Raw genomic sequence first — 23,642 nt, forward strand, 5'->3', positions numbered from 1 at the left:
ATAATAAGAAGAAGAGCGGGAAGTCAATCATGATTCCCGCTCTTCCATATTATTAGTTGTGAGGGGAAATGAGGGGAAAATGGTATATAATGGAAGTGGAACGAAACGGGGAAAAACATTGAAGAGGACGATGAAATTTGGCATAATTGGATTTGTTGTGTTACTGGGTTATTTTGGTTTTTTACATATGAAAATTCAACAAAGCATTCACCAGCCAATTCCTGAAAATGCCAATTACCTCATAATTCTTGGAGCAAGGGTCAAAGGTTCGGTTCCATCATTATCTTTACAATACCGGATTGATAAAGTTGCAGAATATTTATCGGCGAATGAACATACTGTGGTCATTGTATCTGGCGGCAAAGGTCCGGGGGAAGATATTTCGGAAGCAAAGGCAATGCAACAGGGGCTAATCGCGCATGGAATAGAAGCAGCGCGAATCATGATGGAAGACAAATCTACAACAACTCACGAAAATATTGTTTTCTCAAAAGAACTCATTCCTGATAAAGCTGCTTCCGGATTGATTGTCAGTAATGATTTTCATATCTACCGGGCAGTTGAAATAGCAAAAAAAGAAGGCTTGGACATAAAGGGAATACCAGCAAAGACACCAAAAGTGGTATTGTTGAAATCGTATACCCGTGAATATCTTGCTATTACCAAATATTATTTGACTGAATTAATTGGGAGATAACCATCCCAGGGGCATAATCCGAATTCCCTTTCCTTATAGACGGGGGATTCTTTTATTATTCGACTTCCACGACAACATTGGGAATTTCCCAAAAATCGTTCTCTTGATATATTTCCTTAAGTGTCTTATAGACGGGATACCCGGTGTAGGAAATCTCGACTCGTTCATCAGGATCTACTTCTTCCACATCTATATCATCAACAAAACCAAGTTGATCATTGATTTCCATTAAATAGAATCCAAGTGCCTCATACTCGCTATAGGCTACAATAACCTTACTTTCAAAACCGCTATTGGAAACTTTGTAATATTTCATTGATTGACCTCCTTGCTGTTTACTCTTTAAGTGAAATGGTACTGTTTCATATTTGATATACCCTTTCATCATTATCTGAATCATTCTATTGGATAAATAAAGTAAATAAAGGAAAGAGGGAAATGGGCAATTGAAAAAATCTATCCAATAGAAAGGCGAAGAAGATGTAATCCTTGTATTTTTAAAATATCTCTAGATAATTTGCTATATTAATCATTTCATGTTAATCTAATAAAGAATTGTTTTTGATTGTGAAAGAGGATACTAGTTATTTTCCAAATGGTTAAAAATAGTAATAACATGTGTGTTATGCACTAGGAGGCAACAAAAATGGAACAAGGTACAGTTAAATGGTTTAATGCAGAAAAAGGTTTTGGATTTATCGAACGTGAAAACGGAGACGACGTATTCGTACATTTCTCAGCTATCCAAAGCGAAGGCTTCAAATCTTTAGACGAAGGTCAAAAAGTAACTTTCGACGTTGAGCAAGGTGCTCGTGGAGCTCAAGCTGCTAACGTTCAAAAAGCTTAATTTTAAAATTAAATCGTAACCTATATGAACAGACTCCTCTACTGGAGTCTGTTTTTTATTGTTTTAAAAAATGAAGGCATAAAAAAACCCACTCTGAGCGGAGTAGGGTTTTAGGGACGTGTTATTAAGCTTTTTTTAATTCTTCTTCAAAGAAAAAAGTAGTTGGATGTTCTTTTACAGTATAAGAATATCTTTTCATGTTCTTTACGTATGCCCATTTATTAATGGTTACTAATTCATTAGTATCCTGAATAGTTACTGTTTCGCCAGTATTATACTTATTGCTTTTCAATTTATGCACCCTCTTTATTAATAGTATAACATATTTGGGAATAAAAAATGTGTTCAAGATATTCCAATGATATATTATGTAGCTTCCTAAACGTGATAAGTGGACGTATTGTGAGATCTTTTGCCTTGAACAGAGCATATTTAAAAAGGTTCTGCACATTCGGATATTATAAATGGAATGAGGATGCCTAAAACTAATTTTAGGATCGGGAAAATTAATATCAATCCATTGCCCACTAAATGCTTCTTCATATTCTCTCCCATACCTTTTTTGACTGGCTAATTGTCTGTAAACACTTGTGAATTTTTAATATAGGCAAATGTCTATTCCTTTTTGAATATGGACACATACACTATTTTTGAAGCAATTTGAGGAGGAGATATAAATGGAAAGACAATTCTTTGGCGGTTATCCTGGTTATGGCATGGGTTATGGTGGTTATGGCATGGGTTATGGCGGTTTAGGCGGTTATGGCATGGGTTATGGCGGTCAACCTGGATACGGTATGGGCTATGGTGGTTATCATGGTTATGGTATGGGCTATGGCGGTCATCCTGGATATGGTATGGGCTATGGCGGTCATTCTGGTTATGGTATGGGCTATGGCGGTCATTCTGGATACGGTATGGGTTATGGCGGTCATCATGGACATGGTTGTTACTAGCCTCATTAAGTAATATTAGTTAATTTTGCACATGACGTTATTTTAAATGGACATTTGCCTTATTAAACGCTGGTTTGAGTTCAATAACACAAATATTTAATAAGCTGTTTATATACAAAATTTTATTCATAACCTGTATATAAATGGCTTGTTTTCCATGAGTATTTTATATAGGTAAAGCAGCAGGAAAGTAGTAAGGAAGGAAAGAAAGAAGTATTGATTCCAGACTTCGACAAGCAATATATACCATTCGAGAACTATCGAATTCTCAGCTTGCAAAGGAATTAGGTGGATCATCAAGACCAACACTAGACAAATTAATTAAAGAGCATCAACAGGTGACTATTTAAAGGGACTTCCAAAATAAACTGTACACTTTATAGCCACGTGCTTCCTAGTATGCAGAAACACGTGGCCAATGAGATAGATAATTTGTTTAAATCTAATGAAATGTGATGTGACCATTTTTGTGACCACTTAAGGCTATAGACCTTAAAAACCCCTCTATATCAACCCTTTAATTAAAACGCCCAATCCCCATTACGGAAAACAGGTTCTGAAGTGCCATCCTGTTTGATGCCGTCGATGTTCATTTTCACGGATCCAATCATGAAATCGACATGTGCAAGGCTTTCATTCAGCCCATTTTCTGCAAGCTCTTCTGGACTCATATTTTTTCCGCCTTCAATACAGAAAGCATAGGAGCTGCCGATAGCGAGATGGTTTGACGCGTTTTCATCGAATAATGTATTGAAGAATAAAACATTCGATTGGGAAATCGGTGAGTTGAATGGAACGAGTGCCACTTCCCCAAGATAGTGTGAACCTTCATCCGTTTCAACCAATTGTTTTAGGATTTCTTCCCCTTCTTCAGCTTTTACTTCAATGATCCGTCCTTCCTTAAAGGTTACGGAAAAATTATTAATGATGTTGCCGCCATAACTAAGGGGTTTCGTACTGGAAACCGTACCGTTAACACCTGTTTTCAATGGAACCGTAAACACTTCTTCGGTTGGCATGTTAGCCATGAATTCATGACCCTGTACGTTAACGCTTCCTGCTCCGACCCAAAGGTGTTTGTCAGGCAACTCGATTGTCAGGTCGGTTCCAGGAGCCGTGTAATGCAATTTTTGGTAATGCTTATCATTTAAATAATCAACCTTTTCATGCAGGGTATCATCGTGTTTTTTCCAAGCCTCTACAGGATCCTTCACATCAACACGAACTGCCTTGAAAATGGCTTCCCATAGCATATCAACGCGTTTTCCTTCTGCTTCTTCAGGAAATACTTTATCAGCCCAAGCCTTTGAAGGGACGGCGACTATGGACCAGCTTACTTTATCCGATTGCATATACTGACGCCACTTCTTCAGAGCAGTCCCGGATGCCTTTTGGAAGTTGGCAATCCTTTCAGGTTGTACACTTTTCAATAAGTCAGGGCTTGAGGAGATGACGGACAGATACGCAGCTCCGTTTTCCGCAAGTTCGATCGTTTCTTCTGCCCGCCACTTTGGATACTCGTGGAACACCTCATCCGGAGCCAGTTCATATTTGGTACGTGCAACGATATCATCATTCCAATTAACGATGACATTCCGCGCACCGTTCTCATATGCTTTTTTTACGATGAGACGTACAAGGTCAGCTCCCTCTAATGTAGTGTTTACAACCAGGGTTTGATCTTTTTGGATATTAACGCCGACCTTAACGGCCAGCTCTGCATATTTTTCTAAATTCGTTTGAAAATCACTCATCATTTAAAAACTCCTTTTCCATTTTCTACATCTATAATTGTACTTATTGTCATATAAAAAAGAAACTTTTTACATCGTTGTATGGAAAAACTTTATAGTTCTATGAAAGATTATAAGATCAAAAACAACTTTTCAGTAAATCATGGTCCACATAACATTCCCAATTGATTTCACTTAGGTGATTAATGGCCGCCTCAACACCATCACCGGCGTTTGGACACGTACACCTGCGCTAGCTCCAGCAGTAAAGGTGCCTTCAACATTCTTTTTGTCCATGTTTCAACCTACCAAAACTAAAGAAGGAAAGACTATCGGAAAGGTTTGAGCAGTCGCAATAATTTTGTTGTTTCTCAGTTCATCACGGACTGAAAGAAAGGGGGTCTCTTTGAGACCCCCTTTCTAATATTCAAAAAATCACTTACCCAAATTGATCCAGACGCTTTTCACTTCCGAATAGTTATCAAGTGCATAAGATCCCATTTCACGTCCGATTCCTGATTGTTTGTAACCGCCGAACGGGGAAGCCGCGTCGAAAGCGTTATAACAGTTCACCCACACTGTACCAGCACGGAGTTTTCCTGCAACATAATGGGCATTGGCTAAATCGCTTGTCCATAAGCCAGCAGCCAATCCATATTCACTGGCATTTGCGCGGTTAATGACATCGTCTAAATCCTCGTATGGCATTGCGGCAATGACCGGCCCGAAAATCTCTTCTTTAGCGATCGTCATTTCCTCTTCAACACCAGCGAATATGGTAGGAGAAACAAAGTAGCCTTGTTCACCCGGTTTGTTACCGCCGACAAGAACTTCCGCGCCCTCGTTTTTCCCTTTTTCAATATAGCCCATTACCCGATTTTGCTGCTCCTGGGAAACAAGCGGTCCAATTTGTGTGCTTGGATCTAAACCTGCCCCTTGTTTGATATTTTTTGCATGGCTGGCCATATCGGCAACAACGTTGTCATAATGTTTCTTTTGAATATAAACCCTGGATCCGGCACAGCATACCTGCCCTTGGTTAAACATGACCCCATTCAAAGCTCCAGGTATGGCTTTTGAGAAATCCGCATCGGGTAGGATGATGTTTGGGGATTTCCCACCAAGTTCCAATGTGACCCGTTTCAATGAATATGAAGCGGAACGCATGATCAATTTTCCAACTTCAGTCGAACCGGTAAATGCAATTTTATTTACTTGCGGATGGTCGACAAGTGCTTGTCCCGCGGTTTCACCAAAGCCGGGAACGATATTGACCACCCCATCAGGGAAACCGGCTTCAGCGAACAATTCAGCCAAATAAAGTGCGGAAAGCGGTGTTTGCTCAGCAGGCTTTAATATGACCGTACAGCCTGTAGCAAGTGCCGCTCCAAGTTTCCACATCGCCATAAGAAGCGGAAAGTTCCATGGGATGATTTGTCCCACAACACCAACAGCCTCGTGTTTTGTGTAGTTAAAGTAATTTCCGCTTACCGGAATGGTTTGTCCAACAATCTTGGTGGACCAGCCAGCAAAATATCTCATATGTTCTATAGCTAAAGGGATGTCAGCATTGGTAGTTTCACTGATTGGTTTCCCATTATCCAGCGTTTCCAATTGAGCAAGTTCAGTTTTGTTTTCTTCCATTAAATCTGCCAGCTTATACATAAGCCTGCTGCGGGTAGCGGCGCTCATCCTTGACCAAGGACCTTCATCGAATGCTTTGCGTGCAGCTTTGACGGCTAAGTCGATATCTTCTTTATCTGCTTCATATACTTCGGCAAGTTTTTGTCCTGTAGCAGGATTAGGAGTGGAGAAGGTTTTTTTTGAAGCACTTTCTACAAACTGTCCATTAATATAAAGCTTTTTTGGTCCTGTTAAAAATTTTTGCAGCTTTCCACTTACTTCTAACGTTAGATTTGTCATAAGTACCCTCCTGAATAAAATGAATATCTTGGGCAAAACATGATGACTTATTTGATAACGCTATGATCTATGCCAATTTTTATAATAAATGAAAAAAAAGGAATATTCAATCTTTATCATTCGACATAATACCCCAATCAAGAGTCATTCTTCATTTATAAACGATGAAGTTTTTTTGTCATGACATGTGTAAATACTATAGCGGAAATTAAAGTTAATAGTTAAAATGAATAGGGATAAAATAACTAGAAGGTCTAAAGTTCTTCAGGAGGAATATATGGGAAATGATGTTAAAACGATATCGCAGCGTAAATTATTAGTTGTTGCGGGTCTTGGGTGGATGTTCGATGCACTTGATATCGGTATGCTTTCTTTCATTATAGTTGCTTTGAAACAGGAATGGAACTTAACCAGTGAACAGGTTGGCTGGATAGGGAGCATAAACTCTATAGGGATGGCTGTAGGAGCTGTTTTCTTTGGTGCGATGGCTGACAGGGTCGGACGCAAGAATGTCTTTATCATTACATTATTATTGTTTTCAATCGCAAGTGGCCTGTCTGCAGCAGTCGGTACACTCAGCTTGTTCTTGATATTGCGATTTTTGATTGGAATGGGACTTGGAGGCGAACTTCCGGTTGCATCGACATTGGTTTCTGAAAGTGTTGATGCTAGTAAAAGGGGAAGGGTTGTCGTCCTCCTTGAAAGTTTTTGGGCGGTTGGCTGGATATTGGCAGCACTCATCTCCTATTTCATCATTCCGGCTTATGGTTGGAGGGTTGCGTTGATATTAAGTGCAGTTCCCGCTTTATATGCACTGTATCTGCGCTTGAAGCTACCAGATTCACCGAAATTTACGGAACTTGAAAAGAAGCAGAGACCAACAGTAATAAGCAACATGAGAAGTGTCTGGAAAAAGGAATATTCTCGCCAGACCCTTGTTTTGTGGATTCTTTGGTTTTGCGTGGTCTTTTCTTATTATGGGATGTTTTTATGGCTGCCAAGTGTGATGGTCTTAAAAGGATTCAGTATGATTCAAAGCTTTGAATATGTTTTGATCATGACGCTTGCACAGCTTCCGGGCTATTTTTCAGCTGCATGGCTGATAGAGAAGATGGGTCGTAAATTCGTTTTGATCACATACTTAATTGGAACAGCCATCAGTGCCTTTTTCTTTGGATCGGCAGAGGGGTTGGCACTGCTGATAGTTTCTGGAATGTTCCTATCTTTCTTCAACTTAGGGGCATGGGGTGCGCTTTATGCGTATACACCTGAGCAGTATCCAACTGCAGTTCGTGGTACCGGTACAGGGCTAGCTGCTGGTATTGGCAGGATTGGCGGTGTCCTGGGGCCATTGCTTGTAGGGTATTTAGTTGCTGCCGGTACCCCGATTTCAACGATTTTCACCATATTTACAATTGCTATTCTAGTGGGAGCCGCTGCTGTGGCTTTTGGGAAGGAAACAAAGAATACCGTTTTGACATAAACGAAGGAAGGGGACCAATCAGTCCCCTCTTTTCTTTACTTAAAGTCTTTTATTATTTTTAAAAGGAGTTCGGAGGCAATCTTTGGACTATCTGCATTCATGATTGCTGAAACGACTGCGGTACCGGATAGCCCGCTATCTGAAAGTGAGGAAATGTTATCGGCTGTGATACCCCCGATTGCTACGGCAGGAATCGATACGCTGCGGCAAATTTCCTCCAAATCTTCAATGGCCATTAGCGTTGCATCTTGTTTGGTCTTCGTAGGGAAAACGGAACCGACTCCGATATAGTCTGCTCCATTTTGTTCGGCTTCGAGAGCTTCTTCAAGTGTGGAGACTGAAACACCGACAATCATATCGTCAGGAACCATTTGTTTGATGACAGGCAGTGGAAGATCATCTTGCCCAATATGAATTCCGTCCGCTTCAACAGCGAGTGCTATATCTACCCGGTCATTAATGATAAGGGGAATGGACAGCTCGCTCAATAACTGTTTTAATGCAGAAGCCTTTTTATAAAAGGAGAGGGAGGAATTGTTTTTCTCTCTAAGTTGTACGATCGAAACTCCTCCTGAAACCGATTCTGCAATGATTTTGGTCAATTCTTCTATTGCTATCGACTCTTCCGTAACTAAATATAGACTTAAATCAATTTGGGACTTCTTCATTTATTTTCACCTCATGCATCCATATTTCCTTATCCATTCTTGATATTGCATCCATTAATCGCACTCGAAACGTTCCTGTCCCTTCATCTTCTTGAAGTTTTGCAGCTGCCAGGTCCCCTGAAATGCTCATGGTCGAGATACCGGCAATTGCCGCAGAATAGAAATCGTCCGTGACTCCGGAAAAGGTGCCGATAAGAGCAGTGGCCATGCATCCGGTACCAGTAACATTAGTTAAAAGGAGATTCCCGTTGTCGATAATTGACGTATGTTTTCCGTCGCTGACCGCATCCTTAGCCCCGCTGACCACGATGATACTATTCAATTTATTTGCTGCTTGTGCAGCCAGCTCTGCATTGCTAATCGCTAGTTCCCCTGAATCCACTCCGCGTGTAACGATATCCCCCCCCATCAATCGAAGGATCTCACTCGCATTTCCGCGAATGATTTGGAAAGTAACCTTACTTAGGAGCTCTGTGACTTTCTCTGTCCGATAGGAGGTGGCACCCACTCCCACCGGGTCCAAAATGACTGGGATATTCAGGGCATTTGCCGTCTTGCCGGCAATCTCCATTGCTTCTAAGGCTTTATCATCAATCGTACCGAAATTCAGGACCAATGCATTCGCTAATTTGACCATATCCGCCACTTCACTGGGGCTCGATGTCATTACAGGTGAGCCACCGATGGCAAGGGTGACATTGGCACAGTCGTTGACCGTAACAAAGTTGGTGATTTGGTGAACGAGAGGTTTTCTTTCTCGTACTTTCACGAATAAATCGGCTGCAGCTACATTCATATTAAGTCACTCCGTTCTTTTTTTGAAAATGAATGAAAATGATGGACAGGTCCATGCCCCCTACCGATTGAAAAGCTATTCCGTATCGCTTCGGAAATATAGGTCTTGGCCAGTTCAATCGACTCTTTCAATGGCAGTCCATTTGCCAGGTTGGATGTAATGGCGGATGATAGGGTACAGCCTGTACCATGTGTGTTTTGTGTATGAATGCGTTCTCCCTTGATCCATTGGAAGTCAGTTCCATCATAAAAAAGATCGTTTGGATTTCCTGCTGCATGGCCCCCTTTAAGTAAAACGGCTTTAGAACCTAGTTCATGTATGGATATGCATGCCCTATAAAAATCTTGTTTCGTTCGAATCGACAAGCCAGTAAGGACTTCCGCTTCTGGTACATTCGGGGTTGCAAGTGTTGCAAGCGGAAGCAATTCCATTTTTAAGGCAGTGACAGCTTTTTCGTCTAGCAAATGGTGGCCGCTTTTTGAAATCATGACTGGGTCAAGGATAACGATGGAAGGTAAGTAGGTTTTAATGGAAGCAGCGACTGTTTTCACTATTTCTTTTGATCCAAGCATTCCTATTTTTACTGCATCGACATGAATATCCTCAAAGATGGCAGCAATTTGATCCGAGATGATAGCTGTTTCGATGGCCTGAACTGAACGCACTTCCATTGTGTTTTGTGCAGTTACGGCTGTAATGGCAGACATTCCAAAGACACCATGTGCAGAAAATGTTTTTAAATCTGCTTGTATTCCAGCACCGCCCCCTGAATCAGAGCCTGCGATGGTTAATGCTGTTTTCATAAAAAATCCCCTTCATATAATTATTTTTTAGAAGTATTTTAAGTAATATGAAAGCTAAAAGCGCACCTGCGAATGAACTAAGCATAAAAGCTGGTAAAAAACCAAAAAGAGCAGCTTTTTCCCCCAAGAGGAGGAGTGCAAGTGGATAACAGGATAGGGATCCGAGAATGCCGGTCCCAATCACTTCCCCTAGACAGGCGAATTTCAAGCTTTGTGTTTTTCGATAAAGGACGGCAGCCAATAGTGCACCTATCATGCTGCCAGGAAAGGCGAAAATTGAACCGGTACCAGACATGTTTCTAATGATGGAAACTAATAAAGCTTGTGTTACCGAATAGGCAGGTCCCAATAAAACGGCTGTCAGGACATTTGCCAGATGCTGTATAGGGAAGATTTTAGCAAATCCGACAGGGATGAAAATAAATGAACTGGTCAGAGTCGTTATACCCGTGAACATGGCAGTCAACGTCATTTTCTTGATTGGATTCATTATCATGTCAATACCTACAGTGGCCAATCCTGTTCATTTTGAACCATATCCCAGAATAAATATTCATATCGGGAAGTCACCAAAAAGTGCTTTTCTAATCTCAGAAGTTCCTTTTCAGGCATGCCTCTTGTTAATTCCTCCAATAAAGCAATCAGCCACTTGTGTGCCTCACCGAATTCAGGAGATGAATAGGACCTTATCCAATCTGCGTAGCGGTTGTTTTCCAATGCTTCACCATTTTGTTTTTTTAATATCAAACCGATTTCATAATAATCCCAAGCACATGGTAGGAGACAAGCGATGAGGTCTGCCAAAGTCCCATGCTGAGCTGCATTTAGCATGTAACCCGTGTAGGCTAAAGTGGTAGGCGTAGGTTCTGTTTCTTCCAATTCCTTGGTACTGATTCCGAATTCCGAAGCATATTGCCGATGGATATCCATTTCCACTTGAAGAGTTTCGTTTAAAATACTGGAAAATTTTGCCATAGTTTCGATATTATGAGCTTTGATGACACCTAGAGCAAAAAGCTTGGAATATTCCATGAGATAGATATAGTCCTGCTTCAAATAATAAGAAAATTTCTTTTCAGGAAGCGTGCCGTTTCCAATTGCCTGGACAAAGGGATGTGAATGGTTCCTTTTCCAAATTTCTTTTGCCCGTCCATGAAGTCTTTCACTGAAGGTTTCTAATTTAGTGTTCTCCATTGTTCATCCTCCTTTAGAATAGATCCCCTATTTACATCCATAAAAAAAACCGCTCCTGAATACGGAACGGGGTAGATGGATAAAGTCTGCAAATGGACGATATCATCCACTTCCCTCCGCCGGTATGAGCCGGTTCAGGTTCAAAGGGTCCGGAACTAATTCCATCTCAGTCTAAAAAAAGACTCCCCTAGTGGTGTGAATTGTATGTAATTACTGACATCATATCAGAAAGACAAGAAAATGCAACCCACATTTGAAAGGGGAAATCCATTTATGGCAAGTGGAAAAGGAAGAACCAGGTAATTGACTTTTGATGTTTATTGGGATAAAATCATTTCTACATCATTTATATATTGAATTCTTATCCAGAGAGGTGGAGGGACTTGGCCCAAAGAAACCTCGGCAGCAGACCCATTTTGGGAACTGTGCTAAATCCAACAAGCATTTGCTTGGAAGATAAGAAGAGCCGTACGGACACTGTAAGCCTCTTCTTGAATTAGAAGAGGCTTTTATTTTTGCGGAATAACGTTTAGTGGCATACTAGAAAAGGTATATATAATTTGGTGAAATCAAACCGGTTAATACAGTTTAGCTCAACTAGAAGCGGGCTCTATGATGACTAGGAAAGGAGCCATTTACATGGCAGAATTATTTAAGAGGATTGAACAGAGGAAGGCAATGCTTATTGAAGAGTTATTGGCCAATGGAGTATACAAAACCTCTGATGAAAGGCACCTTTATGATGCCCCGTTAAAAGTACTTGAAAATGAATATAAGATTGTAATAAATAGACCAAATAACGAGTCTCCTTCGGAATGGATGACATAGTATCCGATAGGCTATAATCTTGGGATAAGAGATATGATGTAAGCATTCGCAGTCTATACTTGTGGATGCTTTTTTTATTTGTGTTTATATAGGGGATGACACAATATATACATATTCAGAAAATGAAATAGGCTTTTTATCACATTTAAATAGTAAAATTACACATTTAATTTCAAATAAATAGTTGATTTTAACTATAAGTTTCATTATGATGAAGGTGTAAAAAAATTGAATAAATGGGAGGTGGCTTGATGATTTGCCAGAAGGTAACTGTAGAAAAAGTAGAAGAGAAGAGACAAGAAATGATTAAATTGGCGGCAATTTATGGTTTAACAAGTCTTCTAACTGTTCAAGCAAGCCAAGAATTGGATACGCTGTTGAATGCATTAACAAATAAAAGAGATTCTGAATATTTTTCCCTTTAAGAAAGTATATAGATATTTCTAAATTCTCCATTTCGGCCTCGTTTAATCTGAAAAAGGCTACTGCTCAAGGCAATAGCTTTTAAATGAATATTTTAATTATCGACACGTTTCCCAAGTATAATCAAATCTCTTTCAATGCCATCGAGCTCTGCAACTCGAGGCAAATTTGCCCATTTTTCAAACCCGAATTTTGAAAAAAGCTTCAGGCTAGGTATATTGTGGGCAAAAATGAAACCTAATAAAGTCTTCACCCCTAATTTAGGGCTCACTTCAATTGCCTTTTGAATCGAAATTTGTCCGATTCCTTTTCCCCGGAAATAATCATCGATATAAATGCTGATTTCGGCCGTAGAATCATAAGCTGGCCGGCCATAGAAAGATTGAAAGCTCATCCATCCGGCAGTTTGCCCTTCTATAGTAATGATATATAGCGGTCGACTTTCTGAATGATGTTCCTCAAACCATTTAACCCTCGATTGTACGGATACAGGTTCCGTATCTGCCGTGACCATTCTTGAAGCAATTGTCGAATTATATATTTCAACGATTCTGGGTAAATCCGAAAGTGCTGCCTCCCTAAACTCTATGTGCTCTGCCATCATTTAAACTCCTATCTATCATTTATATTCAATCTCCAGAATAAAGGGTATCATCCCGCTTACATAAAGGCCGGTGAATGAAGCCCAATCCATTGAAAGTTTTATATTATCATACACTCTTTACTATTTATCTGACAATTCATTTTTGTATGTTAAAACTACAGATTTTTGGGTATTTAAAATGATGAAATACTTCATAGTAAATAGACAAAAGGAGAACCCAATGAAAAAAGTAGCAGGTTTGTTAATTATTGTACTAGTTATTTGTTTTGCTGCATATAAATTTCAGGCCTCGGAGTCGAAAGATGTGCAAAGGGTAATGGCTTTTGGAGATTCGTTAACCTATGGAAAAGGGGATAAGGACGGGGAGGGATATGTAGAAGGTCTGGAGGATGAATTGAATAATCCGGAATCGGAACAAAAAGTGAGTTTTTGGAATTACGGTATAAAAGGTCAGGAAACGGATGGGGTCATGAATCAGCTTGATGATTACCGCCTTAAATCGAAACTTGATAAAGCCGATACTTTCATCGTTTATATTGGAACCAATGACTTGATCAATAGTAACGGCGGTGACTTGAAGAAAATAAGTGATCGAAAAATCGATGAGGGTAAACGGGAGTATATCAACCATCTTGATAAGATTACTTCGACACTGATAAAGGCAAACGATAAAGCGGATATACTTGTAGTGGGACTGTATAATCCGATTAAAGATAATCAAAAACTTGAAAAGCACATCCAAGATTATAACCAATCAATAATGGGAATAGCGAAAAAGGATAAAAGGATGGTATTCATTCCTACAAATGATCTTTTTGAGAATAAAAAGAAAACCGAGTATTTCAGTGATAAGATTCATCCCAATGAAAAGGGATATCAGCTCATTACGAATCGGATTTTGGAAAGTTATCATTTCAAATGAAAGTAAAAATGCACAGAAGGCTGAATTATACCCTGGATAACGGACATACATAAAAAAGTGTCCCTTATCCGGGTTTTTTTGAGATTGAGACTGTTCCCGTTGATTTAATGGCTGCTGTTCTTACTTTTGCGGGCGTATTTTACTTTTATCCCTATTTATGCTGAGGCATTAGGTATGACATCTATTACAAGTTATTTCTTTGTAATCTTCGCACTCTTTATAATACTGTCACGTCCATTTGTTGGAAAACTATTTGATCGTAAAGGAGCAAATCATATAGTCTATCCATTCGTATTAATTTTTATCATAGGTATGATCATTTTGAGTCAAGCACATACCATGAATGCATTTTTAAGTGCAGGAGCAATCATAGGAGAAGAGTTTGGTGTTCTTCAACCTGCTATGCAAACTCTTCTGTTCAGTCAGTAAAAACTGAGCGAAAAGGGTTAGCAACTTCAACGTTTTTTTTATTCAATGATTTAGGTGTGGCATTAGGTTCCTTCACTATAGGTATTGTCTCCTCACATACTACCTATAGTTTTGTATATATAGTATGTGAGCTGTAATGATTTTTCTTTATGTTCTTTATTATTGCTTACAACATCGCAAAGTCATTGCTATTTGGAGCTATTTCGGAAGTCATTTGTATTAGGTGAATTTTACCTTTATGACTATAATAGAGCTTTTCGAAAAATAGACAACTATAAATCGGTTCGTTTCTGTCAAAAAGCATTATTATTTTACACATTCATATAGAAAATGGAATAATTAAAGAAGATTAGCTAGGCCATAAGAGGAGATGCTATAAAATGAAAATATCAGTGAAGAACTTTTAATTGCGGTCAAAGGACTTTCGGATGAACAACTAGACGCCCATCCTGAAAAAGGACGTTGGAGCATCATTCAGGTATTGGATCATTTATATTTAATGGAGAAGGCCATAACAAGAATATTGCCGATAAATTGAAAAGCGATGAAAGCATTCCAGCTGTGGATAAACCAATCGAGCTTACTTTAAATCGAGAATTGAAGGTTCAGGCCCCGCCATTTGTCATTCCGTCAGAATCATTCCAAACTTTGAGCAAGGTTAAGGATAAGTTGTCCGAATCCCGCAAAGCCTTTATACAAGAGTTGATCATGCAAAACGAAATGATCTCGAACAAAAGTCTTTTCCTCACCCTTTGTTTAAAGAATTAAGCTTGAAGCAATGGATTACTTTCGTGGGACTTCATGAAAAACGGCAATTAATGCAAATAGAAGAATTGAAATCAAAGTTATAATAGAAGAAAAACTCATCCGTCTTTGGTTGAGTTTTTCACTTTCTGACAGTTATTCGTAAAGGAAGGATTTTTTTAGTGAAAGCTACTTGGGTAAGGACATGTTTGGTATTGGGCTTTTTCGGATTATTGTTGGGGCTCTTGTTCAAGTATATGGTTCCGCCTGATCTAGATGAAATCAAACTGACTGACGAGCTTAATCCGATCGTTGCCGAAAAAAAAGATGAGCTCATTCAACAGGCTAATGACAAAGGCATCCCGGTAATCATTACAGCGGGGTTCCGGTCATTAGCCGAGCAAAATGAACTCTATGAAAAAGGCCGATTAACCAAGGGCAAAGTCGTAACGAATGCAAAAGGAGGGGAGTCGCTTCATAATTTCGGTTTGGCGATAGATTTTGCCCTCCTTAACAAACAAGGCGAGGCCATTTGGGATATGGGTTATGATGGCAATCATAATGGGAAGTCGGATTGGATGGAAGTCGTAACCATCGCTAAAGGGTTAGGTTTTGATTGGGGCGGGGATTGGGCAGGGTTTAAGGATTATCCTCATTTACAAATGACATTTGGCTTGAGCCTGCGTGAGCTGCAACAAGGCAAGCAACCAAATGGGCAGTGAAAGTGTGGCGCTTTATTTTAAGGCCGAATAATTTTGACTAATAGCAGGAAAATAAGCATGTATATTGCTTTACAGGTAAGAATTCGATAAAGTGGACTAGTGAGAAATCAGACAAAAAGGAGTGCAGTCACCATGGAAGAAATAAAACATTGCCGGGATTCTTTGGTCATAAAAACAAGCCTTGTCCTCCCACCGGATACAAATAATATTGGTACGATGTTCGGAGGCAAATTAATGGCATACATTGATGATGTAGCGGCTATATCCGCCATGCGGCATGCGAGAAGCAACGTCGTGACGGCATCAACTGATTCTGTCGATTTTCTGCACCCTATTCACGAAGGAAATGCAGTTTGCCTTGAAAGCTTCGTGACGTATACGGGCAGAACATCAATGGAAATCATCGTAAAGGTGATTGCGGAGGATTTAGTTACAGGAGATCGGAATTTATGCGTCATTTCCTTTTTGACCTTTGTTGCCATTAATGAAGTAGGTAAACCAATTCCGGTTCCGCGTTTGGTTCCCGAAACAGAGATGGAAATGAATTTAAATGAATCGGCAAAACAACGGGCCCAAATAAGGAAAAAAAGAAGAGAAGATACACAGTTCATTGCAAGTACCTTCGGTGTGAAACTGCCATGGACCGATCAATCAAATCCAGGATTATATAAATAAGATACGGTACCTTCAGCAGTTCATTGCCAGGGGTTCAAAATTTTTGGGGAACTCTCATGAATTGGTTTTATACAGTGATTTATATAAAATACCTGATAGATGCTTTTTTACCCAAATGGGGCACATACGTGAAAAGACGCTTGGACAGCCAAGCGTCTTTTTCTGTTACCATGTAGGATTGGATACCATCCTTTTAGTCATCACTTGCTAAAATACCAAAGAAACGTAAGATGTTAATGAAAAGGTTAATGAAATCAAGATATAGATTCAGGGCCATGAGCGGTACTTCTTCGGCTGTTACCCCGTAATGCTTCATTCGATTGAAATCATATAAAATATAACCACTGAAAACTAAAATACCAATAAATGAAAAGACCAGCATGGCTGTAGAGCTTAATGGAAAGAAAATGTTGAAAAGGCTAATGACCACTAAAGCCAGCAAGGCTGCAAATAACATGCCTCCCAAGAAAGAAAGATCCCTTTTGGTGGTTGTCGCATAAACCGCCAGTCCTCCAAATACAACTGTCGTCGTAACACCGGCTAAGATTACCACATTTGCCCCTGCAGCTGCTAAGTAGTGTGCAATGATCGGATAGGTGGTTATTCCTGAAATTAACGTAAAACTATACAAGAATGTGTACCCGATAGATTTTTTCCTCCGCATGATGATTGCTCCAATCAACATGGCGATCTCGAGGATCGCTAAGGGAAGAAACAAGGATGGCGGAATAAAAGTGCCGAGAGCCATCCCTAAAACGGAAACTGCTAGAGATAACGCGAACGTCCTCATGACGGAAGGCATATATGTTTGTACAGTTTGTGAATACATTCAATCACCTCATCATTTATTTGCTACCGATTTCTACGGATCTGTTTTAAAAAGGTTTCATTACATTTAATAAATTAAGTTGTTTTTTCGAAAGTATCGAAATATATATGAAATAATTACCTATTTTATGATATCCTTACAATTAAACTAACTTTTCTGAAATATTAAAATATTTTTATTCTAAATCATATTAAGGTATGTAAATCGATATGTTCAATAAATAAATATAAACTTATTGATAGTTATTTAAAGATAATAAATTTTTAAATAATCGTTCTGCACAAATAACCGGGCTTCATAACTTTACTGTATAACAGTCATAAAGAAAATGATTTTTTATTGCAGAAAAATATTCCTGTAGTTATAAAATATGAAAAAAATGTGATTATTTTGGATGAAAACTATTGTATAAATGTAAAAAATTGATTAAAATTTTAAATAATTATCAGAAGATTAGTTATTTTCTCGATAAAATAGTTTAGGGGGATCAAGGATGAAGAAAGCTATTTTGCAAATAGAGAACCTAACTACCTCATTTCGAATCCGTAACAAATATCATGCAGCGGTGGATGATGTTTCATTTACGGTGAATGAAAATGAAATTGTTGCAGTTGTTGGTGAATCAGGTTGTGGAAAGAGTGCATTGGCCTTATCTATCATGCAATTACATAATAAGCAGAGAACGAAATCCGAAGGAACCATAAATTATAAAGGCCAAAATCTACTAAAGTTGAATGATATGCAAATGAATAAAGTCCGTGGTAAGGAAATGGGCATGATATTCCAGGAACCTTTAACGGCTTTGAACCCGCTCATGACCATTGGAAAACAGATCGAGGAGAATCTTGATTACCATACTGCCCTCTCCAGGGATGAAAAAATGAACAGGACAATAGAGCTTTTGACACAAGTCGGAATTCCTTATCCTGAACGGACGTACAAGCAATATCCGCATGAGCTCTCGGGTGGAATGCGGCAAAGGGCGATGATTTCGATTGCCATTGCTTGCAACCCTGCACTGGTCATTGCCGATGAACCCACGACGGCACTGGATGTTACGATTCAAGCGCAAATACTTGATTTGCTGAAAGATATCCAAAGCAGGACAAAAATGGGGATCATCTTAATTACACATGATCTGAGCGTCGTTGCAGAGGTCGCTGACAGGATCGTTGTCATGTATGCCGGACAGGTAGTGGAAACGGGATTTGTTAAAGAGATATTCAATAATCCGCTGCATCCATATACGAGGTCGTTATTAAATTCGATTCCTTCGGCTACAAATGAGAAAAACCGTTTGCACGTTATTGAGGGAATCGTCCCATCGATAGCGAAAATGGATAGGATAGGTTGCCGTTTCCAGGATAGGATCCCTTGGATACCAAAACATGCACATGAAGAGGCGCCCCGACTTCACGATGTGGGCAACGATCATTTTGTACGATGTACCTGCTATAAAGAATTTTATTTTCAAGCTGAAGGAGATGCATCGACACATGACATTACTCAAAGTAGATAATTTAAAAGTGCATTTTCCAATTAGGGGCGGTTTTTTCCGAAGGGTGGTCGATCACGTAAAGGCTGTGGACGGTGTTTCCTTTGAACTGCAGCAAGGGGAGACATATGGTTTGGTAGGAGAATCCGGTAGCGGCAAGTCCACGACAGGCAAGGCAGTGGTTAAGCTGAATGATGTGACATCCGGACAAATCCTGTTTGAAGGCAGGGATTTAGCATCATTAAGTAGAAAAGAGATTAAACCATTTAGAAAAGATATCCAAATGATTTTCCAAGACCCGTATTCATCATTGAATCCCAAGAAGAGGGTGCTGGACATCATTGCCGAACCGCTAAGGAACTTCGAACGGTTATCACCAGCGGAGGAAAAGAAAATCGTCCAGGACTTCTTGGACAAAGTCGGGCTTAGTCCTGAATCGATTCACAAGTATCCTCATGAATTTTCAGGGGGCCAGCGCCAGCGGATTGGAATAGCCAGATCATTGACATTGAAGCCTAAGTTGATCATTGCTGATGAACCGGTATCAGCCCTGGATGTTTCCGTTCAGGCACAAGTTTTGAATTTCCTTCAGGATCTCCAACAGGAGTTCAATTTGACTTATTTATTTGTCGGGCATGATTTAGGCGTAATCCGGCATATGTGTGACCGGATGGGTGTTATGTACCGAGGTAGATTGGTAGAGGAAGGTAAAAGTGAGGAAATCTATGAAAATCCCCAACATATTTATACGAAACGCCTGATTGCCGCCATTCCGGATTTAGAGCCAGAAGTTCGTGAGGATAAAGTGCGGCTTAGAAAAAAACTCACTTCAGAATATGAGTCAACCTACTCGAAATATTTCGATGAGAATGGACGTGCTTACGATTTGAAGCCAATCTCGGCAACACATAGAGTCGCATTACAATAAGGAGGTGGAAAGAATATGTGGAAGTTTATCCTCAGACGTTTATTAGGTATGATCCCGCAACTCTTTTTATTGAGCATCATCGTTTTCATGATGGCCAAAGCCATGCCGGGAGATGCCTTATCAGGCCAGGAAATCAACCCCAGGGCCAATCCAGCCGAGCTCGATAGGATCAGGGAAGAATTGGGTCTGAATGATCCTTGGTATCAACAATATTTAAGGTGGGCATCCAATGCGGTACAGGGGGATTTCGGTATTTCCTATACACATAAAACGCCCGTTATGGATGTTATCGAAGACAGGCTTTGGAACACGGTGTTCCTGGCGTTGGTCACTCTGATCTTTACATATATGCTTGCGATTCCATTAGGCATACTTAGCGGAAGGTATAACGATACGTGGGTGGATAAAACCGTTACGGGTTATAGTTATGCAGGGTTTGGCACACCGATATTCATCTTTGCGTTAATCATGTTATTCATTTTCGGATTCGCCTTGGATTGGTTCCCATCCGGCGGCAGTGTCGATTCAAAAGTGGATGAAGGCACATTCGCCTATGTTGTAAGTAAGATCAATCATTTGATATTACCGGCTTTAAGTACAGCATTAATTGCAACTACAAGTACGATCCAATATTTGCGAAATGAAATCATCGATAATAAAATCAAGGATTTCGTCAGGACTGCGCGTTCAAAGGGAGTGCCTGAATCAAAAGTATATTCACGTCATATCCTTAGAAATTCTTTTTTACCGATAGCAGCATTCTTAGGTTATGAAATTACTGGATTGATCGGCGGCGCGGTCATAATCGAGACCATTTTCAGTTATCCGGGACTTGGGCAGCTTTTCCTTAGCTCAGTCAGTCTGCGGGATTTCAGTGTAGTGACGGCCATCGTCATGATGACGGGATTTGCCACTCTGCTTGGCACCCTTCTATCGGACATCATACTTAGTGCGGTCGATCCGCGCATACGGATAGAATAGGAGCGGGGTGAGTCGTATGGAAATGAAAGTAGAAACCGGAAAGAACATACAAGTGAAAGATGTAAGCCCTTCAGGAATCAAAATCATCTGGCAGGAAATTAAAAAGGATAAACTTGCCATGGGCTCATTGATTATATTAGCAGCTATATTGCTTTTTGTTTATGGTGCGGCTTTCTTCATGGATGCCAAGGAAATTGCCAAGGTCGATTTCCTCTCCATTTATCTGGAACCATCTTCAGACTATTGGCTTGGTACCGATTATGGTGGCCGGGATGTATTCGGACAACTGATCATCGGTACGAGAAACTCATTTACCATCAGTTTGTTCATTACCTTATTCACGGCAATCATCGGTTTATCATTAGGGCTTCTTGCTGGTTACTTTGGCGGGGCAACCGATAATGTGATCATGCGTGTTATCGATTTCGTGATTGCCCTACCTCAATTGATGTTCATCATCGTTGTAGTCACGATTGTACCAGTATTCAATGTTTATGTTTTCATATTGATCATGACGATGTTTTTATGGACAGGAAAGGCACGGCTAATTCGTTCAAAAGCTTTGTCAGAGCGTGAGCTGGACTATATCCACGCCTCACAAACACTCGGGACGCCACATTGGAAAATCATCTTGTTTCAGCTTCTGCCTAATGTCAGTTCACTGATTATCGTAAATTTCATTTTGAATCTTGCAGGCAATATTGGCCTAGAATCCAGTTTGACTTTCTTAGGATTCGGTCTTCCGGAGAGCACACCGAGTCTCGGGACGCTTATCAGTTATGCTCAAAATCCAGATGTTCTGGAAAACAAGTGGTGGATATGGGTACCCGCATCACTCATGATTTTAGTGTTGATGCTGAGTATAAATTTCGTTGGTCAAGCGTTAAAACGCGCCGCCGATGCAAGACAAAGAAGAGGATAAAAAAGGGGAGTGTAGGATATGAAAATCAAAAGCTACAGTAAGGTATTAAGTGCATTGGCCATTTCGTCTCTACTGCTTGCTGCATGCTCGGATGATACGGAGAAGTCATCAACGAAAGAGAAAAAAGGAAGAGATGTCGAACAGGTTGATACCTCTAAATTCCCGACAAAGACGACTAACCAAGGAGAGCCTATTGAAGGCGGTCATTTGACATATGGATTGGTATCCAATACCCCGTTTGAAGGGATATTAAACAAAGTTTTCTATCAAGGCGAACCCGATAACCAAGTTATCACATTCTTTGATGAAGATTTATTGGATACAGACGAAAACTATGTTTTCACGAATGAAGGTGCCGCTTCCTATGAGATTTCAGACGATCATAAAACGGTTACACTTACGATTAAGGATAATGTAAACTGGCAAGATGGGAAACCGGTGACTGGTGCCGATTTAGAATATGCGTATCTCGTCATGGGAAGCAAAGATTACAAAGGTGTACGCTATGATGAACAGATGGCTTTAATCGAGGGTATGGAAGAGTATCATGAAGGGAAAGCCGATAGCATTTCAGGCATTAAAGTGGACGGAAAGAAAATCACTTTCACTTTCAAGAAAGGGAATCCATCCGTCACGACTGGTTTATGGACATATCCGCTTCATAAAGAATACTTAAAAGATGTACCAATTGCGAAGTTGGAATCTTCTGATAAAATCCGTAAAAACCCGATTGGTTTTGGACCATTTAAAGTGAAGAAGATCGTTCAAGGGGAAGCGGTTGAATTCGAAGCGAATAAGGATTACTGGCGCGGTGCTCCTAAATTGGACAGTGTGACATTGAAAGTCGTGAATCCGTCTGTTGTCGTTAAATCCCTTGAAAATGGTGACCTTGATGTAGCTGAGGTCCTGGCTGAGCATTATGAACAGGCCAAGGAATTAGATAATGTCGAATTATTGGGCAAAGTTGAATTGGCTTATTCCTATATTGGTTTCAATTTCGGTTATTATGATAAGGAAAAAGAAGAAAATGTTATGGATGAGAATCCAAAATTCAAAGACAAGCGCCTTCGTCAGGCAATGGCCTATGCCATTAATAATGAAGAAGTTGGCGAAAAGATGTTCAAGGGCCTTCGCTTCCCTGCCAACTCGGTCATTACACCGAACTTTAAATATAACAATAAAGATGTAAAAGCATATGAATATGATCCTGAAAAAGCGAAAAAACTTTTGGATGAAGCAGGATTTGTAGATACGAATAAGGATGGCATTCGTGAAGATGCGGATGGAAAAGAGTTCAAGATCAACTTTGCTTCCATGAGTGGATCCGATGTTTCTGAGCCTCTAGCAAGGTATTATATCCAACAATGGGGACAAGTGGGATTGGACGTTGAATTGCAGGATGGAAGGCTTCATGAGTTCAATTCATTCTATGACCTTTTGAAAAAGGATAATGACAAAGTTGATATTTACCAAGCTGCATGGGGAGTAGCTTCCGATCCGGATCCATCAGGCTTATGGTCTAGATCTGCAGAATTTAACTATACCCGCTGGGTGAATGATAAAAATGATGAGCTACTTGCTAAAGGGATTTCAGAGGAAGCTTTCGATGATCAATATCGGATCGACACATATAATGAGTGGCAAGAATTGATCCATGAAGAGGTTCCAGTCATTCCTACATTATTCCGTTATCAATTGGCGGGAGTGAATGAACGCGTTACGGGATATGATTACCTAGCGGAGCGACAATATAAATGGTTCAATGTCGGTGTCACTAAATAAAAAATTGTATGTATCCAATCGGCTGCCTTTATGGGCGGCCGATTTTTTTGCGTTTCAAGGGTGTGGATTAAGGGTATATAGTAAGTAATTGGAAGTGTGGTATTTATGTTAGTGAGATATCCTAATGAACAAAGAGAGAGTTAGAAATATTGTTTACTGAATCGGTTGGCCGTTTACTGAAACCTCAGGAAATCATTGCAGACATTGTTGCCTTTCCTAGACGGAATGAGAATTACCTTCTTGGAATTTATGAAAGAA

At 40.0% G+C, this 23,642-nt stretch carries 27 protein-coding genes, 1 pseudogene and 2 riboswitches; of the genes and pseudogenes, 17 read left to right on the top strand and 11 right to left on the bottom strand.

The window, feature by feature from the left end; genetic code table 11:
• Positions 1 to 79 precede the first annotated feature (79 nt).
• Positions 80 to 697, top strand: coding sequence for a YdcF family protein (locus UP17_RS06390; RefSeq protein ID WP_061462171.1), 618 nt, complete (start codon positions 80 to 82; stop codon positions 695 to 697).
• Positions 698 to 752: 55 nt separating this feature from the next.
• On the opposite strand, the gene UP17_RS06395 is transcribed toward UP17_RS06390, so the two are convergent.
• Positions 753 to 1,013, bottom strand: a complete 261-nt coding sequence (locus tag UP17_RS06395) for a hypothetical protein (protein WP_061462172.1) — start codon at positions 1,011 to 1,013, stop codon at positions 753 to 755.
• A 330-nt stretch (positions 1,014 to 1,343) separates the two neighbouring features.
• On the opposite strand from UP17_RS06395, the gene cspC reads away from it, so the two are divergent.
• Complete coding sequence (cspC, locus tag UP17_RS06400; RefSeq protein WP_010331195.1) at positions 1,344 to 1,544, top strand: cold shock protein CspC; 201 nt, start codon at positions 1,344 to 1,346, stop codon at positions 1,542 to 1,544.
• Positions 1,545 to 1,668: 124 nt separating this feature from the next.
• Here the strand turns inward: cspC and UP17_RS28205 are convergent, their stop codons facing one another.
• Positions 1,669 to 1,836, bottom strand: a complete 168-nt coding sequence (locus UP17_RS28205; protein ID WP_167555970.1) for a hypothetical protein — start codon at positions 1,834 to 1,836, stop codon at positions 1,669 to 1,671.
• Positions 1,837 to 2,221: 385 nt separating this feature from the next.
• Between UP17_RS28205 and UP17_RS06405 the strand changes: the two genes are divergently transcribed.
• Positions 2,222 to 2,500, top strand: coding sequence for a hypothetical protein (locus UP17_RS06405; RefSeq protein WP_061462173.1), 279 nt, complete (start codon positions 2,222 to 2,224; stop codon positions 2,498 to 2,500).
• A 521-nt stretch (positions 2,501 to 3,021) separates the two neighbouring features.
• Here UP17_RS06405 and UP17_RS06410 read toward each other — a convergent pair.
• Both UP17_RS06410 and UP17_RS06415 read right to left on the bottom strand, forming a co-directional pair.
• On the bottom strand, positions 3,022 to 4,254 hold the full coding sequence (locus UP17_RS06410; protein ID WP_061466007.1) for an aminopeptidase: 1,233 nt from the start codon (positions 4,252 to 4,254) through the stop codon (positions 3,022 to 3,024).
• 414 nt (positions 4,255 to 4,668) lie between these two features.
• Positions 4,669 to 6,156, bottom strand: coding sequence for an aldehyde dehydrogenase family protein (locus UP17_RS06415; RefSeq protein ID WP_061462174.1), 1,488 nt, complete (start codon positions 6,154 to 6,156; stop codon positions 4,669 to 4,671).
• 277 nt (positions 6,157 to 6,433) lie between these two features.
• Here UP17_RS06415 and UP17_RS06420 point away from each other — a divergent pair, with 277 nt between their 5' ends.
• Positions 6,434 to 7,639, top strand: coding sequence for an MFS transporter (locus UP17_RS06420; protein WP_061462175.1), 1,206 nt, complete (start codon positions 6,434 to 6,436; stop codon positions 7,637 to 7,639).
• Between the two features lie 35 nt (positions 7,640 to 7,674).
• On the opposite strand, the gene thiE is transcribed toward UP17_RS06420, so the two are convergent.
• From thiE to tenA, 5 genes are read right to left on the bottom strand one after another with little or no spacing between them, the layout of a single operon-like run.
• Positions 7,675 to 8,307: a thiamine phosphate synthase gene (thiE, locus tag UP17_RS06425; RefSeq protein WP_061462176.1), complete on the bottom strand. Its 633-nt coding sequence runs from the start codon at positions 8,305 to 8,307 to the stop codon at positions 7,675 to 7,677.
• The gene (gene thiM / locus UP17_RS06430) at positions 8,288 to 9,103 is read right to left on the bottom strand and encodes a hydroxyethylthiazole kinase (protein ID WP_061462177.1); all 816 of its coding nucleotides are present in this window, start codon (positions 9,101 to 9,103) and stop codon (positions 8,288 to 8,290) included. Before thiM ends, thiE begins: the two co-directional genes overlap by 20 nt.
• A complete protein-coding gene (thiD, locus tag UP17_RS06435; RefSeq protein ID WP_061462178.1) occupies positions 9,100 to 9,906 on the bottom strand; it encodes a bifunctional hydroxymethylpyrimidine kinase/phosphomethylpyrimidine kinase in 807 nt (268 codons plus the stop codon). The genes thiM and thiD overlap by 4 nt, the downstream gene beginning before the upstream one ends.
• Positions 9,875 to 10,396: an energy coupling factor transporter S component ThiW gene (gene thiW / locus UP17_RS06440; protein ID WP_061462179.1), complete on the bottom strand. Its 522-nt coding sequence runs from the start codon at positions 10,394 to 10,396 to the stop codon at positions 9,875 to 9,877. The genes thiD and thiW overlap by 32 nt, the downstream gene beginning before the upstream one ends.
• A 14-nt stretch (positions 10,397 to 10,410) precedes the next feature.
• Positions 10,411 to 11,100, bottom strand: a complete 690-nt coding sequence (gene tenA, locus UP17_RS06445; RefSeq protein WP_061462180.1) for a thiaminase II — start codon at positions 11,098 to 11,100, stop codon at positions 10,411 to 10,413.
• Between the two features lie 94 nt (positions 11,101 to 11,194).
• A riboswitch (TPP riboswitch) is annotated at positions 11,195 to 11,299 on the bottom strand.
• Between the two features lie 159 nt (positions 11,300 to 11,458).
• Positions 11,459 to 11,563, top strand: a riboswitch (SAM riboswitch).
• A 176-nt stretch (positions 11,564 to 11,739) separates the two neighbouring features.
• Between tenA and UP17_RS06450 the strand changes: the two genes are divergently transcribed.
• Both UP17_RS06450 and UP17_RS26130 read left to right on the top strand, forming a co-directional pair.
• Positions 11,740 to 11,928, top strand: coding sequence for a Fur-regulated basic protein FbpA (locus tag UP17_RS06450; protein ID WP_061462181.1), 189 nt, complete (start codon positions 11,740 to 11,742; stop codon positions 11,926 to 11,928).
• A gap of 251 nt (positions 11,929 to 12,179) precedes the next feature.
• Positions 12,180 to 12,353, top strand: a complete 174-nt coding sequence (locus UP17_RS26130) for an aspartyl-phosphate phosphatase Spo0E family protein (protein ID WP_155727260.1) — start codon at positions 12,180 to 12,182, stop codon at positions 12,351 to 12,353.
• 92 nt (positions 12,354 to 12,445) lie between these two features.
• On the opposite strand, the gene UP17_RS06455 is transcribed toward UP17_RS26130, so the two are convergent.
• Entirely contained in the window at positions 12,446 to 12,952 is a 507-nt protein-coding gene (locus tag UP17_RS06455; RefSeq protein ID WP_061462182.1) for a GNAT family N-acetyltransferase, read from the bottom strand.
• Between the two features lie 223 nt (positions 12,953 to 13,175).
• Here UP17_RS06455 and UP17_RS06460 point away from each other — a divergent pair, with 223 nt between their 5' ends.
• The 6 genes and pseudogenes from UP17_RS06460 (at position 13,176) to UP17_RS06480 (ending at position 16,447) form a co-directional block, all read left to right on the top strand.
• Positions 13,176 to 13,877, top strand: coding sequence for a DUF459 domain-containing protein (locus tag UP17_RS06460; protein ID WP_061462183.1), 702 nt, complete (start codon positions 13,176 to 13,178; stop codon positions 13,875 to 13,877).
• 126 nt (positions 13,878 to 14,003) lie between these two features.
• Positions 14,004 to 14,306, top strand: coding sequence for an MFS transporter (locus UP17_RS06465; RefSeq protein WP_167555971.1), 303 nt, complete (start codon positions 14,004 to 14,006; stop codon positions 14,304 to 14,306).
• 406 nt (positions 14,307 to 14,712) lie between these two features.
• Positions 14,713 to 14,766, top strand: a pseudogene (locus UP17_RS29470) (hypothetical protein); the annotation flags it as partial.
• 2 nt (positions 14,767 to 14,768) lie between these two features.
• On the top strand, positions 14,769 to 15,074 hold the full coding sequence (locus UP17_RS28635; protein WP_250211765.1) for a hypothetical protein: 306 nt from the start codon (positions 14,769 to 14,771) through the stop codon (positions 15,072 to 15,074).
• Positions 15,075 to 15,232: 158 nt separating this feature from the next.
• Positions 15,233 to 15,772 (top strand): M15 family metallopeptidase, encoded by a 540-nt coding sequence (locus UP17_RS06475; RefSeq protein ID WP_434218684.1) that lies wholly within the window; start codon positions 15,233 to 15,235, stop codon positions 15,770 to 15,772.
• 132 nt (positions 15,773 to 15,904) lie between these two features.
• A complete protein-coding gene (locus UP17_RS06480) occupies positions 15,905 to 16,447 on the top strand; it encodes an acyl-CoA thioesterase (RefSeq protein WP_061462186.1) in 543 nt (180 codons plus the stop codon).
• Between the two features lie 193 nt (positions 16,448 to 16,640).
• Here the strand turns inward: UP17_RS06480 and UP17_RS06485 are convergent, their stop codons facing one another.
• Positions 16,641 to 17,276, bottom strand: a complete 636-nt coding sequence (locus UP17_RS06485; RefSeq protein WP_061462187.1) for a Bax inhibitor-1/YccA family protein — start codon at positions 17,274 to 17,276, stop codon at positions 16,641 to 16,643.
• Positions 17,277 to 17,769: 493 nt separating this feature from the next.
• Here UP17_RS06485 and UP17_RS06490 point away from each other — a divergent pair, with 493 nt between their 5' ends.
• The 5 genes from UP17_RS06490 to opp4A are packed head-to-tail and all read left to right on the top strand — an operon-like array spanning position 17,770 to position 23,384.
• Positions 17,770 to 18,795, top strand: coding sequence for an ABC transporter ATP-binding protein (locus UP17_RS06490; protein ID WP_061462188.1), 1,026 nt, complete (start codon positions 17,770 to 17,772; stop codon positions 18,793 to 18,795).
• The gene (locus UP17_RS06495) at positions 18,773 to 19,699 is read left to right on the top strand and encodes an ABC transporter ATP-binding protein (protein WP_061462189.1); all 927 of its coding nucleotides are present in this window, start codon (positions 18,773 to 18,775) and stop codon (positions 19,697 to 19,699) included. Before UP17_RS06490 ends, UP17_RS06495 begins: the two co-directional genes overlap by 23 nt.
• Before the next feature lie 15 nt (positions 19,700 to 19,714).
• Positions 19,715 to 20,680 (top strand): oligopeptide ABC transporter permease, encoded by a 966-nt coding sequence (opp4B, locus tag UP17_RS06500; RefSeq protein WP_061462190.1) that lies wholly within the window; start codon positions 19,715 to 19,717, stop codon positions 20,678 to 20,680.
• A 22-nt stretch (positions 20,681 to 20,702) separates the two neighbouring features.
• Positions 20,703 to 21,602 carry an ABC transporter permease gene (locus UP17_RS06505; RefSeq protein WP_061466008.1) on the top strand — a complete coding sequence of 300 codons (900 nt, stop codon included), beginning with the start codon at positions 20,703 to 20,705 and terminating at the stop codon, positions 21,600 to 21,602.
• An 18-nt stretch (positions 21,603 to 21,620) separates the two neighbouring features.
• On the top strand, positions 21,621 to 23,384 hold the full coding sequence (opp4A, locus tag UP17_RS06510; protein WP_061462191.1) for an oligopeptide ABC transporter substrate-binding protein: 1,764 nt from the start codon (positions 21,621 to 21,623) through the stop codon (positions 23,382 to 23,384).
• Positions 23,385 to 23,642: the final 258 nt, after the last annotated feature.

It is taken from the genome of Peribacillus simplex (assembly GCF_001578185.1).
Lineage (GTDB): Bacteria > Bacillota > Bacilli > Bacillales > DSM-1321 > Peribacillus > Peribacillus simplex_A.

What these genes read in the sequence shown, in the direction of transcription:
- UP17_RS06395 (WP_061462172.1), bottom strand. Translation starts at nt 1,013, where the DNA reads ATGAAATATTACAAAGTTTCCAATAGCGGTTTTGAAAGTAAGGTTATT.
- UP17_RS06485 (WP_061462187.1), bottom strand. Translation starts at nt 17,276, where the DNA reads ATGTATTCACAAACTGTACAAACATATATGCCTTCCGTCATGAGGACG.
- UP17_RS06415 (WP_061462174.1), bottom strand. Translation starts at nt 6,156, where the DNA reads ATGACAAATCTAACGTTAGAAGTAAGTGGAAAGCTGCAAAAATTTTTA.
- cspC (WP_010331195.1), top strand. Translation starts at nt 1,344, where the DNA reads ATGGAACAAGGTACAGTTAAATGGTTTAATGCAGAAAAAGGTTTTGGA.
- UP17_RS06490 (WP_061462188.1), top strand. Translation starts at nt 17,770, where the DNA reads ATGAAGAAAGCTATTTTGCAAATAGAGAACCTAACTACCTCATTTCGA.
- thiD (WP_061462178.1), bottom strand. Translation starts at nt 9,906, where the DNA reads ATGAAAACAGCATTAACCATCGCAGGCTCTGATTCAGGGGGCGGTGCT.
- opp4A (WP_061462191.1), top strand. Translation starts at nt 21,621, where the DNA reads ATGAAAATCAAAAGCTACAGTAAGGTATTAAGTGCATTGGCCATTTCG.
- tenA (WP_061462180.1), bottom strand. Translation starts at nt 11,100, where the DNA reads ATGGAGAACACTAAATTAGAAACCTTCAGTGAAAGACTTCATGGACGG.
- UP17_RS06480 (WP_061462186.1), top strand. Translation starts at nt 15,905, where the DNA reads ATGGAAGAAATAAAACATTGCCGGGATTCTTTGGTCATAAAAACAAGC.
- UP17_RS06505 (WP_061466008.1), top strand. Translation starts at nt 20,703, where the DNA reads ATGAAAGTAGAAACCGGAAAGAACATACAAGTGAAAGATGTAAGCCCT.
- UP17_RS06405 (WP_061462173.1), top strand. Translation starts at nt 2,222, where the DNA reads ATGGAAAGACAATTCTTTGGCGGTTATCCTGGTTATGGCATGGGTTAT.
- thiE (WP_061462176.1), bottom strand. Translation starts at nt 8,307, where the DNA reads ATGAAGAAGTCCCAAATTGATTTAAGTCTATATTTAGTTACGGAAGAG.
- UP17_RS06390 (WP_061462171.1), top strand. Translation starts at nt 80, where the DNA reads ATGGTATATAATGGAAGTGGAACGAAACGGGGAAAAACATTGAAGAGG.
- UP17_RS06410 (WP_061466007.1), bottom strand. Translation starts at nt 4,254, where the DNA reads ATGAGTGATTTTCAAACGAATTTAGAAAAATATGCAGAGCTGGCCGTT.
- UP17_RS06420 (WP_061462175.1), top strand. Translation starts at nt 6,434, where the DNA reads ATGGGAAATGATGTTAAAACGATATCGCAGCGTAAATTATTAGTTGTT.
- thiM (WP_061462177.1), bottom strand. Translation starts at nt 9,103, where the DNA reads ATGAATGTAGCTGCAGCCGATTTATTCGTGAAAGTACGAGAAAGAAAA.
- UP17_RS06450 (WP_061462181.1), top strand. Translation starts at nt 11,740, where the DNA reads ATGGCAGAATTATTTAAGAGGATTGAACAGAGGAAGGCAATGCTTATT.
- UP17_RS26130 (WP_155727260.1), top strand. Translation starts at nt 12,180, where the DNA reads ATGATTTGCCAGAAGGTAACTGTAGAAAAAGTAGAAGAGAAGAGACAA.
- UP17_RS06455 (WP_061462182.1), bottom strand. Translation starts at nt 12,952, where the DNA reads ATGGCAGAGCACATAGAGTTTAGGGAGGCAGCACTTTCGGATTTACCC.
- thiW (WP_061462179.1), bottom strand. Translation starts at nt 10,396, where the DNA reads ATGAATCCAATCAAGAAAATGACGTTGACTGCCATGTTCACGGGTATA.
- UP17_RS06495 (WP_061462189.1), top strand. Translation starts at nt 18,773, where the DNA reads ATGACATTACTCAAAGTAGATAATTTAAAAGTGCATTTTCCAATTAGG.
- UP17_RS06460 (WP_061462183.1), top strand. Translation starts at nt 13,176, where the DNA reads ATGAAAAAAGTAGCAGGTTTGTTAATTATTGTACTAGTTATTTGTTTT.
- opp4B (WP_061462190.1), top strand. Translation starts at nt 19,715, where the DNA reads ATGTGGAAGTTTATCCTCAGACGTTTATTAGGTATGATCCCGCAACTC.